This window comes from Mariprofundus sp. EBB-1, assembly GCF_003665155.1.
In the GTDB taxonomy this organism is placed as follows: Bacteria; Pseudomonadota; Zetaproteobacteria; order Mariprofundales; family Mariprofundaceae; genus Mariprofundus.
This window is the reverse complement of the sequence record NZ_RCFQ01000022.1, coordinates 31,998-47,859: the sequence shown is the minus strand read 5'-3', so window position 1 is coordinate 47,859 and position 15,862 is coordinate 31,998. Positions and strand designations below refer to the sequence as shown.

The window sequence follows — 15,862 nt, the reverse complement described above, 5'->3', positions numbered from 1 at the left end:
ATTTTCAACCAATCTTAATACGATTAGCCTGCTTTCATTTCGGGCGCAGGTCATAAGGGGAGTGTAAACTCAAATATAGATTACCCATGGATGACATGCGAATCACCCCTGCAATGGTCACCTTCTGCCCGGCCTTGGGAAGATCGGAGGGTACAAACCATTGTCGTGCAACGCGCGGTACACTGATCGAGAGTTTTCCCAGTCTAAAACGCCATGGCCGAACGCCATCTACATAACCACGCACCAGATGGAACTGGCCAATGTGATGGTTCTTAACATCAGAGGCATCGAGTACACGCCATCGGGTCGATTTCCACATGCCACGCATCTCATTTCTGGCAGCCAACTCACTCTTTAACAGTGCATCCGTCCAATAGAAATTAGGTGCAAAGGTATATACATGCGCCAAACCTTCTCGCACCATGATCTCATTCACCCAGCGACCATCACGCAAATAGACTTGCGCCAATGTACGACCATATTTATCACGCTTTTCTCTGTCCAAACGCAATTGCACCAATTGATTAGAAAGCAATGCCTTCAGTTGCCGTTTTGCCTGTTCACTATAAAGCTGTGCAGCTTGTTTTCCATGTGCAATTTCCGGGCTATTGATGCCCAACAGACGCACCTTTTCACCGCCACGGGTACGAAAGGTATCGCCATCAAACACGTATGCCACCTGCACCCAACGCGATTGACCAACAACTGAGAGTGTACCTGCCTGCACAGCGGCTGCGTGAAAACACAACAGCCCTACGCATAAGAGCCTAAGCAGGTTGCGTAACAAGAGATCCTACGAGATCAGTGTAAGTATTCATATCATGCTGCTCGAGATATTCAGACATACCATCGAGTAACTTCTTGCACATCAACGGATCATAAAACAGGCCAGTGCCAACACCTATCGCATCCGCACCCACAATGGCAAATTCAATCGCATCTTTGGCATTGGAAATACCACCCTGTCCCAGAATAGGGATGCCATGTTTGGCAGCTACAGCGCGTGTCTGATGAATTTTCCATAGCGCTACCGGTTTAATCGCAGGACCGGACAGACCGCCGGATACATTATCAATGATCGGCTTGCGACTATGAACATCCACGGCCATACCCACCAAGGTATTAATCACAGAGAGACCATCACTACCCGCCTCAATCACTGCACGGGCTGTTTCAGCAATATCAGCATTATTCGGTGAGAGCTTGGTAATCAACGGTTTTTTCGTCATCGGACGCATCGCTTCTACCACACGTGCTGCCATGGCCGGATTATTTCCAAAATGCACGCCACCCTCTTTTACATTCGGGCAGGAGATATTGATCTCAATCGCTGTCACCGGCGAATCATCAAAGATACGCGCCATTTCAGCATACTCTTCAGGGCTGGTGCCATTGGCATTGGCCCAGAACTGTGTTTGGTCATGTGGCAAATGTGGCAGAATTTCATCAATCACATAACGCGCACCGGGATTCTGCAAACCAATGGCATTGAGCATACCCGATGGTGTTTCATACAACCGACGCGGCGCATTACCCATGCGTGGCTCCAGCGTCGTACCTTTAAGAATCACCGCACCAATATCACAGTTATTCCAGCCTTCAATATGGGTGTATTCCTCACCAAAACCGACACAGCCGGATAATAGCACCAAGGGTGTTTGCAGTTGAAGGCCTGCAAAAGAAACGGAGAGATCTGTATGTAGTGTCATAGCCCAAGCATAGCGCCGAATATAGATTCAGCCTATGATGTTTTTTGCCAAAGCCTTAAGCTCTTCGATGAATCGAAAAAAAAGGTGCAAATAATGCTTGTGAAAGTAAACACTCTCATTTTTTATTCGCCCCATGGGTGATCAAAAGTGAAAACAAAGACCGCACAAACGCGTTGGAAACAGGTGCTCAGGGCTATCGATGTAATCGCAGCCAAGGATCAACTGGCGTTTTTAACCACGCAGCGGATATCACAGCAGTCCGGTATATCCGATGGTGTATTGTTTCGTCACTTCTCTTCTAAAGAAGCCATGCTGACGGCCTGGATAGAGACACGAGCAGAGCAATTACGCCTATTACTCGATGCAATGCCTGCCGGCCGAGGTGGACTGATCTATCTGCAACAACAACTGCTTCAACAGGATCCCCTGTTAAGTTTCTTGTGTTGCCAGCCAATGGATACGCCATATTTGCGTCAGGCTTTGGATGCAAGTCGGCTTCAATTCGTCAACGTCGTACAAACTAGAATTGAATTGATGAGTTCAACACCCATAGGAATTACATCAGATGTACTTACCGATCATTTGATGCAATCGATTTATCGTGCCTGGAATCCCGACAACAATGATCGGGACAGGCAAAAGGAGCGTCTTATGAGTCAATTACCATGGGAAAAGAACAAACCAAACGATACCACCTTTCCAGCGCCTGAAGTGATGCAGAGACTAGCCTTGAATGACAGTGGCTTTGTCTTTGATCCGGTCAATGGAAAAAGCTTCACCGCCAATGAAACATGCATTTATGCCTTGCGCTTTCTGCAACACAGCAATGATGCAGAAGCCCTGCTCGTAGCGATTTCACGTGACTTTGAAGTCAGTCAATCCGATGCGGCACGTGATATCACCGAATTCTCCAGCCAGTTGCGTAAATTTCTCCAATGAATCAAACAAACCCAAACCATAAAATAACCATCGCCGTCACAGGTATGAATGCCAAGCCGGATAACCCGGGGCCGGGACTGGCTGTAGCACGCTGTTTGCGTTTAGCGCATGGGGATAATGTGCGCATCATTGGGCTGGGTTACGACGTCCTTGATGCAGGCCTCTATCTGAAAGAACTCTGTGATGCAGCCTATTTGTTGCCTTACCCATCGGCTGGTGAGCAGGAACTGATGGATCGTATGCACTATATTCAGCAGCAAGAGACTATTGATGTACTCATTCCATGTCTGGATGCTGAATTATTAAGCTTTAGTCGTTTGCATCTAGAATTTGAACACCTGGGTATTCGCATGCTCATTCCTGATGTCGCCCAGTTACGTGATCGCAATAAAGACAGACTGGGTGAATTGGCACGCAATGCAGGCATTCGTTATCCGGAAACAAAAAACATCACCAGCGCCGATTTTTTCTATCGTTGCCATGATGATAACTGGACCTACCCCATGGTGGTGAAAGGCATTTTTTATGATGCCACAATTGTGAATAATGCTGATGAAGGGGCTGCTGCATTCAGACAAGTTGCTGCAAGCTGGGGTTATCCAGTGCTAGTGCAACGCTATGTTGAAGGCCATGAAGTTAATCTGACTGCAGTTGGTGATGGTAAAGGCGAACTGCTCGGAGCTGTCATGATGCGCAAACAAGCCGTTACCGATAAAGGTAAAGCATGGTCTTGCATCACCATCGAAGACAGACAATTAGAACATGACGCACTAAAACTGGTGCAGGCACTGCAATGGGCTGGGCCACTGGAAGTGGAAATGCTCAAAGAGAGCGATGGACAATACCTGCTCATTGAAATCAATCCCCGATTTCCTGCCTGGATTTACCTGGCTGCAGAAGCAGGCAGCAACCTTCCAGCCGGTTTAGTGGATCTGGTCATGGCTAAAAAAACCGAATTCAAGAAACCTAAAACAGGCATGATGATGATTCGTTATGCGAAAGAGACCGTCATTGATTTGAATACATTCGAAGCGATGGCAATGCATGGTTGTTATACCGCAGATGTTAAACAGAAGCGTGGGCAGGAGCTGAATGATGAACAATGAAACAAAACCTACAGATGACACTAGCGCAAAAAAAAGGTGGCATAAACCGACATTAACCCCCCACCGTATCGGTTCGCTGAATAAGTTTGGCAGTGTGAGCGGAGGACATTATCAGGACAGTTTTGAAGCTATTTCCATTGCATCTCTCATAGAAGAGTATGGTTCCCCGCTGTTCGTTCTGTCAGAACAACGATTGCGTAACAATGTACGTAAATTATTAAGAGCCTTTGAAACACGTTATGCCAATGTCACCTACAGCTGGTCGTATAAAACCAATTATCTGGCCGCTGTTTGCAACACCTTACATCAGGAAGGTGCATGGGCGGAAGTGGTCTCAGCATTCGAATATGAAAAAGCACGCCAGCTTGGCATGCCTGCAGAAAAAATTCTCTTCAATGGGCCTCACAAAGAACGTCCTATTCTTGAGCGCGTTGTGGCTGAGGGTGGACGCATTCATATTGATCATCTTGATGAATTGTACCTGTTAGAAGACGTTGCCAAAGAAGCAGGCAAGCAGGTTGACGTTACCATGCGGCTCAATTTCGACACCGGTTTCACAGAACCCTGGAGTCGTTTTGGCTTTAACATCGAGTCAGGGCAAGCACTTGATGCCGCACGTATCCTGGGGGACAGTAAACACTTGAATCTGTGTGGCTTGCATAGCCATCTGGGCACATTCATTCTTGATCCACGCGCCTATGGTGCACAGATTAGAATCATGTGCGCTTTTATGGATAAGATAGAACTGCAAACAGGATGTGAAATTGAAAGCATTGATATTGGCGGTGGTTTCGCCTCGATGAATGCGTTGCAGGGCACTTATTTACCACCTGAACAGGTCGTTCCAAGCATGGATCAATATGCAGAAGCTATTTGCACAGCTTTGAATGACGCAACCAGAGAACGTGATATGCAAGGGCGCGGCAGACCACGTCTGATTATCGAAAGTGGTAGAGCGGTGGTTGATGATGCCGAAATTCTTGTCTCATCGGTTGTGGCCAACAAACGCATGCCAGATGGCAGACGCTCTGTAGTCATTGATGCAGGTGTCAATTTGCTGTTCACCGGTTTCTGGTACAATCATCAGGTTACGCCAACCCGCCAGCTCGAAGGTGTGGCAGAAGACACGGTGCTCTACGGTCCTTTATGTATGAATATCGACATTATGCGTGCATCGGTACTGCTACCACCATTGAACGTCGGTGACTCCATGATCTTCAGTAATGTCGGTGCATATAATAATACCCAGTGGATGCAATTTATTGAGTACCGCCCCAATGTGGTCATGATACATTCCGACAAGCAAGTTTCGATAGTACGTGCAGCAGAAGATCTGCATGTCATGACCGCGCAGGAAAGTATTCCTGCCCACCTCTGCTCACTTGAAACACAACAGGATATTTAAGCCTTGTTTCTCACCCCGTTAAAAGAAACACTGGCAGGCCTTTTCAGGGCTTACGGAGCAATTCTTTTTGCACCTAGGCCCTGGATTGGGGCACTGTTTGTGCTCGCCACATTCTGGTTTCCCAATGCCGGCTTTTCCGGTTTATTAGCTGCAATGACAGGCATGATGACGGCAAAACTACTCAAGTTCAGAAACCTTGAAAGTGGCCTGCATGTATACAATAGCCTACTAGTTGGTTTGTCACTGGGGGCATATTACATGCTCGACCTACACCTGGCTGTGTTGATTGCGTTAGGGGCAGTATTGGCGGTATTTGCCACCGTCGCCATGGCTGATATTGCGTGGCGTTTGGGCAGATTACCCATATTAAGCCTACCCTTTGTCATTGTTGCTCTGACAGTGACATTGGCCGCACACAGCTATGGCACCTTGAGCCGTTACCTGCTTCCATTGGCACCCAATGACGGTTTAATTTCACCCTTTATTGATCAATTCCTCACCGCCCTTGGATCGGCCTTCTTCACCCCTCACCCAGTGGCCGGCCTATTACTATTCTTAGGATTGCTCATCACATCCCGCTACCTGGCGGTGCTGGCGATAGCAGGGTTTTTATGCGGATTTTCTGTCTATGCATTTCTATCAGGTAGCCCACACCCTGATCTGGTGGCCTGGAATGGATTTAATTTCATTCTTGTCGCCATAGCACTCGGTGGAGTCTTCACTGTGCCAAGTTTGCAAAGTTTTGCATTGGCTATGGTTGGAGCCGTTATTGCAGCACTTGTCACCTCTGCATCTGAAACCTTCATGCTGGTCTATGGTTTGCCAGTGATGGCACTGCCCTTTCTCATCACCACACTCACGATTCTGCTCGCCCTTACACACAGGCCCGCTTCCGACAGCTTGCAACTGATTCTTGATGCGCCTGCCCTGCCTGAAAAAAGCGCTGAGCGAGCCAGACTAGCTATGGCAAGACACGGTGAATTTAACAGTGTACCCGTATTAGCTCCTTTTTATGGGCGCTGGCAGGTTTATCAGGGCTTTGATGGTGCCCATACCCATCAAGCACCATGGCAACACGCACTGGATTTTTATATTGTCGAAAATGGACAAAGTTATCATACCGATGGCGCCAGTTTGAATGACTACTTCTGTTTCGGACTGCCCGTGCTTTCTCCAGTTGCTGGTTATGTTGTAAAAACGCTGGATAGCCTGCCGGACAATGCCCCCGGCCAGGTCGATCTGGAGAACAACTGGGGTAATCATGTGCTGATCCGCATGTCCAATGGCCTCTGCGCTCTGGTTGCACATCTCAAACAAGGCAGCATCGGTGTGAAAGCCGGAGCTTATCTCTATGCCGGTCAGCCGATGGCTGAATGTGGTAGCTCTGGCCGCTCGCCACAACCGCATTTACACTTGCATGTACAATGGGGGGAAACACTTGGTTTAGCCACTCACCCATTCCACCTGACCACTGTACTGCATCAATCCAATGACCCGCACGCCACATCCCCCAAACAAGCACGCTTTAAGCTCTTTTCTCGCCCTGTTGAAGGCGATCGCATAACCATGCCCAAGATGGATCCGATACTGGTCGAAAGTTTGCGCTTAAATGTAGGCAGGGAATTCAGTTATCAGGTCATTCACAACAACAAATCGGCCAACAGGAGTTTATCGGTAACACTCAATCTGACAGGGCAATTGCGTTTAACATCTGATTCCGGAGCCAGCGCAGCATTTACTGCACAAGATCATCTATTGGCATTTTATGACCGAACCGGGCCTGCCGATGCATTCTTAGACGCATGGCTTTTAGCTCTGGGTTTGATGCCCTTAACAGATGGTGAACTATCTTGGCATGATCAACCTTCAATGCAGCTATTACCGATGACTGCAAAGCAGCGCTGGGTAGGCAAGTGCCTATTCCCTTTGGGCACTGGTATCGACAGTCGATATTTACGCCAATGGGATGGTGAATTCTGGCAGCAATCCGGTCAGCATCGTTTAAACTTCGCTTTCGGGATGCAGATTCATGCTGAATCCATAGTGACTATTGAACCGCGCATAGGCTGCAGAAGTATTAGCATAAAAAGTGACACAGGTACCTTGCAGGCAACACTGCTGGAGGTCGGTCAAAAAGCAGATGCAGGTATTCCGGCCTGGAAAATCAAAGCATGAGTGATGGAATCAACTATGGATCGGTCACTACTCATTCAACAGTTTTAGGAACAGGAGAATAATATGCATATACAGCGAAACGTAAGAGTAATGGCTTTCATCGCCAGCCTGATATGTGCTCAGCACATTGTACTGGCTGCTGAAAGTGACTGGTCAGCCAAAGCAGACCTTCAAGCTCTCTATGGTAGCTATAGCGGCGCCCTATCCCGGAAATCCATCGCCAGTGGCGGTCTGATATTAAGTGCAGATTACCTTGAGCTGGGAGGTTTTGCATTAGGTAGCAGTTATACCAAACTCGCATTTAGAAATGGTACCACCGACATCAATCAACAATCGTACTACGCTAGCCTGCACTACAATCTCTATCTCGATGTTTTACCTGGGCCAATAACACTGCGTCTGGATGGACACGCTATCAACAATAATGATACCAGCGGTAATACAGATAATGTTCGGGTTGTCGCGCCACAACTCTCATTTTTAAATTATAATAAAACCTTTTATGCTGATTTCGGTTATGCCTATTCCATATATCAGAATAACCTCAAAATACACCAGTTCACACCAACACTTGGTTTTGGCTTCAACGATTCAGCCGACTGGGTTCGTCTGCGTGGCTACGTTATAGCCCCCTCCAATGCTTTACGCGCACAAAACAAAAGCAGCACCAGCGCCTTAGAAGCCCAATGGACGCATTGGTTTGCTCCAGATGCCTGGCATAAGCTGAATAATATAAAAATATCCGGGCTTGTAGGTGAACGCATTTACGCTGTCGATAACGACGCTGCCACCGTGTACAACCTGACGGATGTCCAGCGAGGTTCTGTTTCTCTGGCTTTACAATGGAAGTTAACGCAAGCAGTAAGTTTGATGCTCATGGCTGGTAATGAAAATTATTTAAATAATACAACTGCTGATTCTTACAATAATCGTTATGGATATTTGAATCTATCCAGCCAATGGTAAGATTGAATTTAAAGGAGAGTATCATGTTAAAGAATAAATGGCTTCCAATCACATCGATGATGTTTGCACTAATCGGTTTTACATCCGTCGTTAACGGCGCTGAAACAAAAAGCCCATGGAGCACCTCCTACACACTGGAGGCAAATGGTGAGTATGAAAAAGCCGCTTCAGTCATCTATCCATTTACCGACAATAGCGATGAAAATGAATTTGCACTGATTCGGTATGGCTGGCTCAATTATCTGCAAGGCAATTTCAATGACTCCATTCAATCGTACCAGCGCGCACTGGATAGAAACAATCGCTCAATAGATGCACGCTTAGGTATCGCCTTGCCGCTGATGGCACAACGACGCTGGAGCAGTGCGATGAATTATCTGAAACAGATTATCGGGCTCTCCCCCCTAAATTACACCGCCCATGTGCGTTTAATGGTGTGTGAAGAGGGTTTGCGTAACTGGGAAACACTTGAGAAACACGCCAAAGAAGTCAGTGCTAACTATCCTACTGACGCCACAGCAATTGTGTATCTAGCCCGAGCTTATGCCTGGCAAGGCAAAAAGATAGAGGCCCAGGAAGCCTATAAACGCGTACTTGTACGATACCCCGAAAATCTTGAAGCTATCCGTTATTTAAAATCGTAATATACTATCGCTAACTAAAACAAGGATTGCGAATTCTATATGCCCGATAAGGAAATTGTACCTCAGCTAAGCATAAAGCGCGGCATGCGCTGGCACATGATGGTGGCCATGGTCGGGATTATTATGGCCATGATTGTAATGTTGACCGTCCTGCAAGTCTCTGCACAAAAAGACAGCCTTAACAATGCACTGGCTGCACATAGCTCTTTCTTGCAAGAGCAGGTGCATAAGAAAGCGAGTAAAGCCAGTAAGAAAATGTCACTTCAGATCGAAAGACTCGTTTCAACCTACCGTATTCGTCTTACTGATACATACATTAACAATGTTATTAAGGACATTGATGACCTGAAATATGTTATCCTGGTAGAGGGTGAAAAAGCCAAATCAGCCATCGGCAGTGACCTGGTTGATTCTGCTCTTCGTGAATACATCCTCTCAGGTGAGATATCAGCCTTTGCCGCCATGCAAACAGAGACCATGCATCATGACTTCACAGTTGGTAATCATGCTTTTATGGAAAGCGTTGTTCCCATTATGGTTAATCAGAAACAATGGGGCGTCGTTCGTCTGGGGTTCTCTGTCGATGAGTTAAATGAAAACCTGGCTACATCCCGTTTACGCAATCATGCTGCCATTGCAGCAGCTTTAACCAGAGCCTCTGTGACATCATTATTGTTTCTTATTTTAGGAGCCTTCGGAGTATATTATTTTGCCCGCCGATGGACAGACCCTATTCAAAAGCTCGTCCATTTTTCGCACAAACTGGCCAATGGTGACTTTTCCGCTACCGCCCATATCAGCAGCCGTAACGATGATGAAATTGGCCTGCTGGCAGCATCCCTTGAAGACATGGCCGAGTCACTCAAACACTCTTATGCACAACTCGAAGAGCACAGCCACACACTGGAAGATAAAGTTGAAAAACGCACCCGTGAGCTAGCCGAAGCGCGCGACAAAGCGCTGGCGGCGACACGCACAAAAAGTGATTTCCTGGCCAATATGAGCCATGAAATCCGCACCCCTATGAATGCTGTGATCGGCATGACGCATCTGGCCAGAGATGGCGCCACAGACAGTTCACAACGCCAATATCTTGATAAAATACTCACCGCTTCAGAAAACCTATTGCAAATCATCAACGATATTCTCGATTTCTCCAAGGTCGAAGCAGGAAAAATGGAGTTGGATCCGGCCGATTTTTATCTGCAGGAGACGCTGGATCATGTCGATAGCGTGGCCGCAATACAGGCTCACCAAAAAGGACTTGAGTTTATCGTGGATGTGCCGGCTGATATCCCCATGCTGCATGGTGATTCCCTGAGGCTGGGTCAAGTGCTGCTCAACCTGGTCAGCAACGCCGTAAAATTCACGCAAACAGGATATGTACAAATAAAAATATCGCCGATCCAACAAAATGATACGGGCATCGACCTCCGCTTCAACATTTCAGACTCCGGTATTGGTATGTCTGAAGAGCAGATGGCACATCTGTTTGAAGCCTTCAGACAAGCCGATGCATCAACCACACGCAATTATGGTGGAACAGGTTTAGGGCTGGCTATTTGCAAGCAGATGGTAAACTTAATGCAGGGAGAGTTCACTGTAGAAAGCGCCCCTGATCAAGGCAGTAGTTTCCAGTTTGATATTCACTTTGGGCTCGGTGATGCCAATGCCAGAGCACTATTCACCGCTGGCAACAGCACTCCATCAAACAACATGCAAGCACTACAAGGTGCGCATGTGTTGCTGGTGGAAGACAATGAGATCAACCAACAAGTTGCCGATGGACTATTAAGTAAGGCCGGTGTGAATCTGCACATCGTTCATAATGGCAAACAGGCCGTGGGCGCAGTCAAAGCCAAAGCATTTGATGCTGTGTTAATGGATATGCAGATGCCGGTCATGGATGGCCTGACAGCTACGCGCCTGATTCGTGCAGATAGTGCTTTTGCTCAACTACCAATCATTGCCATGACAGCCAATGCCATGAGTGCTGATCAACAAGCATGTATTGATGCAGGCATGAATGATCACATATCCAAACCCATTGACCCGGGCATATTGTACAACACATTAGCGCGATGGATCACGCATTCATCGTCGAATGAAATTGATCTCTCAGCCTCTGCTGCCAGCAACACGCAGCCTGACGATATTGATTTTTCTGCTCTGCAGGGCATAGATATTGATGATGGTTTACAGCGACTGGCAGACGACAAACAACTATATCGACAAATATTGTGCAGCTTCCGTGATTCACAAGGCGATAGCATACAACGCATGCAAGTTGCTGTGGCAGCTGATGATTATGCCTCGGCAGGGTCCATTGCACATATACTGAAAGGACTTGCAGGCAATATAGGCGCCAAAGTACTGATGCAACAGATCGCAACGCTGGAGTCGGCCTTATCAACAGGGGAACCCATTGATGACAACATCTGGGCAACGGCTGAAATGCAACTTTCAACGATTACTGAAAGTTTAAGTGGCCTATGTGCGACGGTAGCACCAGAAGATCAAAGACACGAGAAGAGTGTGGATCGTTATACAGTCAACAACCTTATCGATCAGATGCGTCTGTTATTAGAAGATTATGATGGCGATGCGGTGGATCTACTGGATGAGCTCAGCGTAGCACTTGGGGATAGCAATACGCAGCATATATCATGCTTACGCCAGCATCTCGCCGCTTATGATTTTGATGCGGCTCTGGCTGACTTGAACGCCATCACCTTGCCTGATGACCATGAAACATGAAGACGTTCATATTCACCTCTCTCCTTTTACTATTTGTTAAGCCTTGCATAGGTTTGCCCCATGTCTGACAAACAAACGCAAATCAACAATCCTCTGCATGGCATTACTCTTGAAAAAATGATCACCGACCTGGTTGAGCATTATGGCTGGGGCGAGCTGGGTATCTACGTCAGGATCCGCTGTTTCAATAGTGATCCATCAGTGAAATCCAGTCTGAAGTTTCTACGCAAAACCCCTTGGGCCAGAACAAAGGTAGAAAATTTATACCTCGAAATGCTAAGAGAGAAAGAGCCCTCCGAAAAAAAATCGCCTTGGCCAAACAGAGATTAACAGCCCCGTGATCACTCTCGATATGTTAAGAGTATTTTTTGGCTGGTGTAGTGTCATCAATATTGGGGTTTTAGGAATCTCAGCGATATGTATCATGCTATTTCGCCAACCCATTGCACGCATGCACGCCAGTATGTTCAGCATGGCAGAATCAGACCTGTCACAAGCATATTTTCAATACCTGGCGCAATTCAAGATTGCCGTCATTGTCTTCAATATTGTTCCCTACTTCGCACTGCGTATAATGACCTAGCATTTACCAACACCACAACGCAGCGTTATAGATCAACCATCAATTCCCTATAATCGTTTAAATAAGGCATTGATTCCTACTACATCATTCAAACCCCATCAGCTTTTTTATGGCCTTATGCAGGGGGATGCTGATTTATTTCTGTTACAACAGACGCTACCGTATGCTAAACTCATCAATGCGGGTGGAGGATTAAAGCATGCAAATCGTTGAAGGTTCTTCAAGTAATCCGGATGCATTCGATGCTATTGTTGAAGCGACAGGGCACTGGGCTGATGCTGTGTCGCCCGACATCCTGTTTGTGTTTCACTCTTCAACCCAGCATTCACCCGACGTTGCTGCAGCACTTCACACACGCTTCCCGAACACATTAATCGTCGGCGGCACAACAGCCGGGGAATGGATAAGTGGTCAACATAAAAACAGTTCACTGGTACTCTCAGGCGTCTCAACACCTGATATTCGCTGGGCTAGTGCAGTGATTGAGAACCTCAACGATTCTGCTGACGAGAGTGCTAAATCAGCATGCAACACGATGTTAACCCAGCTGGATATCGCATGGAGTGAACTCAACCCCGAACGCTTTTTTTGTCTGAGTATCTTCGATGGACTGAGTACGCGCGAAGAGCCTGTGATCGCAGCCATGGCCAATGAATTGGGAGATATTCCTTTGCTCGGTGGCTCAGCCGGCGATGATCTCAAATTTGAGCACGCCTTTGTGATTGCCAATGGCAAAGCGTATCAGCATGCAGCACTGTTTATTCTGGCAGAGAGCAGGGTTCCATTTCACGCCATCAAACATCAGCATTATATGCCCGGTGACATGGATGTGGTGATTACCAAAGCGGATGTCGATAAACGGCTGGTATATCGACTTGATGGAATACCCGCCGCCGAGCGTTATGCCCAATTACTCGGCCTTGAAATAAATGATCTGACCGCACAGATATTTTCAGACAATCCACTGACCTACCCTTATGGCGATGAATGTTATGTGCGTGCGCTCAGGCAAGTTTGCGAAGATAACGCACTTAAATTCGGCTGCGCTATCGAAGAAGGCATGGTGCTGAATTTGTGCAAACACCAGAACATGCTTGACGAATACAACACGTTCATCGCAGAGATTAAGCAACAGGCAGGTAAAGCAGAGCTGCTTTTGGTCTGTAACTGTATTTACCGCGCACTGGAAGGTAGTAATGCCAATATAAATCAACTATTGGCAGACAAAACCATGAGCATAAGCAATCATGTGATCGGTTTTGATACCTATGGCGAACAATGGCAAGGCTTGCATGTGAATCAGACACTGGTCGCATTGGCGTTGGGTTCAGCATGAGCGACAAACCTACAGCCGATACATTGCAAAAACAGTTGGATGCGGCACAGGAAACCATCAAAGCATTAAGCAAACGCATGCGCCAGTTGGAAAGCAATGCGTCTCAACTGCCGTTCCAGAAACAACTGCAATCCTACCAGCAGCGCATTGCAGAAAAATCCAAAGCACTGGAAAAAGCTGAAAACTGGTTTGAACTGATTGTTCAAAATGCTATGGATGCCATCATTCGCCTGGATCATGATGGATATATCAAATCATGGAACCCTATGGCTGAGCAAATGTTTGGCTTCAGTGAGCAGGAAGTCATCGATCAACGGCTTGAAGACATCCTCATCCCCAAACATCTACATGCCACCAGCCTGAATTATTTTCATCGTCATTTAGCACGCGGCCGTGGTGCCTTAATGAACCAGAGGGTTGAAGGCCTTGCGCAATGCAAAGATGGCACAGAGCTCCCTGTCGAGTTTGTCGGTTCGGTCGTACAACAGGGGGACACGCTGGCCTATGCCATGGTTCTGCGCGATATAAGCGAGCGCAAAGCTGCCGAGCAAGCCTTGCGGAAATCGCATGCCGATCTGGAAGATCTGGTAGAAGCACGCACTGGTGAAGTCAGGGACCTGGCCTCAATCATTGAAGCCACGCTGAATTTTGTAGGCATCGCTGACTTGCAGGGGCATGTGCTCTACATCAACCCGGCAGGCAGAAACATGACAGGTCTGGATCAGGAGCAGGCAGTGGATGACATGACAGTCGATGCATTCCATAGCCCTGAAACATATCAACTGCTGCAAGAACGTATTTTTCCACAAACCATCAAACAGGGCGTTTATGAATCCGCATGTGAATTCATCGATCAGCAAAGCAATAGTATTCCCGCCGCCTGCACATTCATGTCGTTACCCGACACGCATGGAAACCCGAACCGTCTAGCTGTTATTGCACGAGACCTGCGTCGGGAAATCGCCTTACAACAACAGATGGAGCATGTGGACAGACTGGAATCCATGGGAGTATTGGCCGGTGGCATCGCGCATGATTTCAACAACATCCTTACCGCTATCATTGGCAATACCGGCATAGCCAAGCGCAAAATAGACACTTATTCACCCGGACAGGAATACCTGCAGAGAATCGAGCAATCCAGCCTTCAAGCCGCCAACCTGTGCAAGCAAATGCTAGCATATTCAGGTAAAGGCGATTTTATTATTAAGCCGGTCAACCTTTCCACGCTTGTTGAAGAGATGCACTCCCTGCTGGAAGTCTCCATCGACAAAAGCGTGATATTGAAATGTGATCTCTCTACAACACTGCCAATGGTTGACGCTGATATCACCCAGATACAGCAAGTGCTCATGAATCTGGTCATCAATGCCTCTGAAGCCATGCTCAAACAGAGTGGTGTCATCGTGGTAGCAACGGGGATTATGCAGGTTGATGAGCTCTGTCTAAACAGCTCAATCCATAAACCGGACATTTCTACTGGCCGTTTTGTCTATCTGGAAGTGTCTGATTCCGGCTGCGGCATGGATGCCGACACCAAAAAGAAAATCTTTGATCCTTTTTTCACCACCAAATTTACAGGTCGAGGCTTGGGTATGAGCGCAGTACTGGGCATCGTGCATGGTCATCACGGCTTGCTCAAGCTCTATTCTGAACCCGACAAGGGCACAACATTTAAAATCGCCTTACCCATAACCGAATCACCCAAGCAGAGTGAACCGACCAGCAAAGCTCAGATAGTCTCATCCTCTGGTCTGATCCTTGTTATTGATGATGAAGAAACCATCCGTGAACTGGCCAGCATGATACTCGAAGAGATGGGCTTTGAAGTGATCACCGCTGTCGATGGTCGGGATGGTGTTGCATGTTTTCGCCAGCACCAACACCGTATCACCGGTGTACTGCTTGATATGACCATGCCGCATATGAATGGTGAAGAGTGTTACAACGCGTTGCACAACATAAAACCGGACATCAGGGTGATTCTCTCATCCGGCTACAGCGCCGAAGATGCTACTGCGCGCTTTAAAGGCAAGGGACTGACCGGTTTTATTCAGAAACCATATCTCATCGATCACTTTCAAGAGGTAGTATCCAACTGCTTCAACAGCACATCCTGACAGCCTCACAGAGGCGCACCAAACGCGCGCTGATAGCCTTGACAACAACCAGTCTGATTCAGGATCAATACAGGTCTGGCTAGTTGGTATGTGTTTTGCTTCTTACATCTTGATGATGCGTA

Annotated in this window: 13 protein-coding genes; 11 read left to right on the top strand and 2 right to left on the bottom strand. The window is 47.3% G+C overall.

Features of this window, described 5'->3' with window-relative positions; translation table 11 throughout:
• Positions 1 to 34 precede the first annotated feature (34 nt).
• Together D8Y20_RS09625 and D8Y20_RS09620 are read right to left on the bottom strand one after the other, a co-directional pair.
• Positions 35 to 727 carry a thermonuclease family protein gene (locus tag D8Y20_RS09625; RefSeq protein ID WP_236075380.1) on the bottom strand — a complete coding sequence of 231 codons (693 nt, stop codon included), beginning with the start codon at positions 725 to 727 and terminating at the stop codon, positions 35 to 37.
• Positions 728 to 767: 40 nt separating this feature from the next.
• Positions 768 to 1,709 (bottom strand): dihydroorotate dehydrogenase, encoded by a 942-nt coding sequence (locus D8Y20_RS09620; protein ID WP_121543150.1) that lies wholly within the window; start codon positions 1,707 to 1,709, stop codon positions 768 to 770.
• Positions 1,710 to 1,856: 147 nt separating this feature from the next.
• On the opposite strand from D8Y20_RS09620, the gene D8Y20_RS09615 reads away from it, so the two are divergent.
• From D8Y20_RS09615 to D8Y20_RS09565, 11 genes are all read left to right on the top strand, one after another.
• On the top strand, positions 1,857 to 2,648 hold the full coding sequence (locus D8Y20_RS09615) for a PqqD family peptide modification chaperone (RefSeq protein WP_121543148.1): 792 nt from the start codon (positions 1,857 to 1,859) through the stop codon (positions 2,646 to 2,648).
• Positions 2,645 to 3,754 carry an ATP-grasp domain-containing protein gene (locus D8Y20_RS09610; protein WP_121543146.1) on the top strand — a complete coding sequence of 370 codons (1,110 nt, stop codon included), beginning with the start codon at positions 2,645 to 2,647 and terminating at the stop codon, positions 3,752 to 3,754. Before D8Y20_RS09615 ends, D8Y20_RS09610 begins: the two co-directional genes overlap by 4 nt.
• Positions 3,744 to 5,159: an alanine racemase gene (locus D8Y20_RS09605; RefSeq protein WP_121543144.1), complete on the top strand. Its 1,416-nt coding sequence runs from the start codon at positions 3,744 to 3,746 to the stop codon at positions 5,157 to 5,159. The genes D8Y20_RS09610 and D8Y20_RS09605 overlap by 11 nt, the downstream gene beginning before the upstream one ends.
• 3 nt (positions 5,160 to 5,162) lie before the next feature.
• Positions 5,163 to 7,334, top strand: coding sequence for an urea transporter (locus D8Y20_RS09600; RefSeq protein WP_121543142.1), 2,172 nt, complete (start codon positions 5,163 to 5,165; stop codon positions 7,332 to 7,334).
• A gap of 63 nt (positions 7,335 to 7,397) precedes the next feature.
• Positions 7,398 to 8,300 (top strand): hypothetical protein, encoded by a 903-nt coding sequence (locus tag D8Y20_RS09595; RefSeq protein WP_147434055.1) that lies wholly within the window; start codon positions 7,398 to 7,400, stop codon positions 8,298 to 8,300.
• Between the two features lie 23 nt (positions 8,301 to 8,323).
• Entirely contained in the window at positions 8,324 to 8,944 is a 621-nt protein-coding gene (locus D8Y20_RS09590) for a lipopolysaccharide assembly protein LapB (RefSeq protein ID WP_121543138.1), read from the top strand.
• 39 nt (positions 8,945 to 8,983) lie between these two features.
• Positions 8,984 to 11,701, top strand: coding sequence for an ATP-binding protein (locus D8Y20_RS09585; RefSeq protein WP_201265606.1), 2,718 nt, complete (start codon positions 8,984 to 8,986; stop codon positions 11,699 to 11,701).
• A gap of 60 nt (positions 11,702 to 11,761) precedes the next feature.
• Positions 11,762 to 12,031 carry a VF530 family DNA-binding protein gene (locus D8Y20_RS09580; RefSeq protein WP_121543136.1) on the top strand — a complete coding sequence of 90 codons (270 nt, stop codon included), beginning with the start codon at positions 11,762 to 11,764 and terminating at the stop codon, positions 12,029 to 12,031.
• 22 nt (positions 12,032 to 12,053) lie between these two features.
• Positions 12,054 to 12,284: a DUF6868 family protein gene (locus D8Y20_RS14045; RefSeq protein WP_201265605.1), complete on the top strand. Its 231-nt coding sequence runs from the start codon at positions 12,054 to 12,056 to the stop codon at positions 12,282 to 12,284.
• A gap of 199 nt (positions 12,285 to 12,483) precedes the next feature.
• On the top strand, positions 12,484 to 13,620 hold the full coding sequence (locus D8Y20_RS09570; protein WP_121543134.1) for an FIST N-terminal domain-containing protein: 1,137 nt from the start codon (positions 12,484 to 12,486) through the stop codon (positions 13,618 to 13,620).
• Complete coding sequence (locus D8Y20_RS09565; RefSeq protein WP_161957616.1) at positions 13,617 to 15,740, top strand: PAS domain S-box protein; 2,124 nt, start codon at positions 13,617 to 13,619, stop codon at positions 15,738 to 15,740. The genes D8Y20_RS09570 and D8Y20_RS09565 overlap by 4 nt, the downstream gene beginning before the upstream one ends.
• Positions 15,741 to 15,862: the final 122 nt, after the last annotated feature.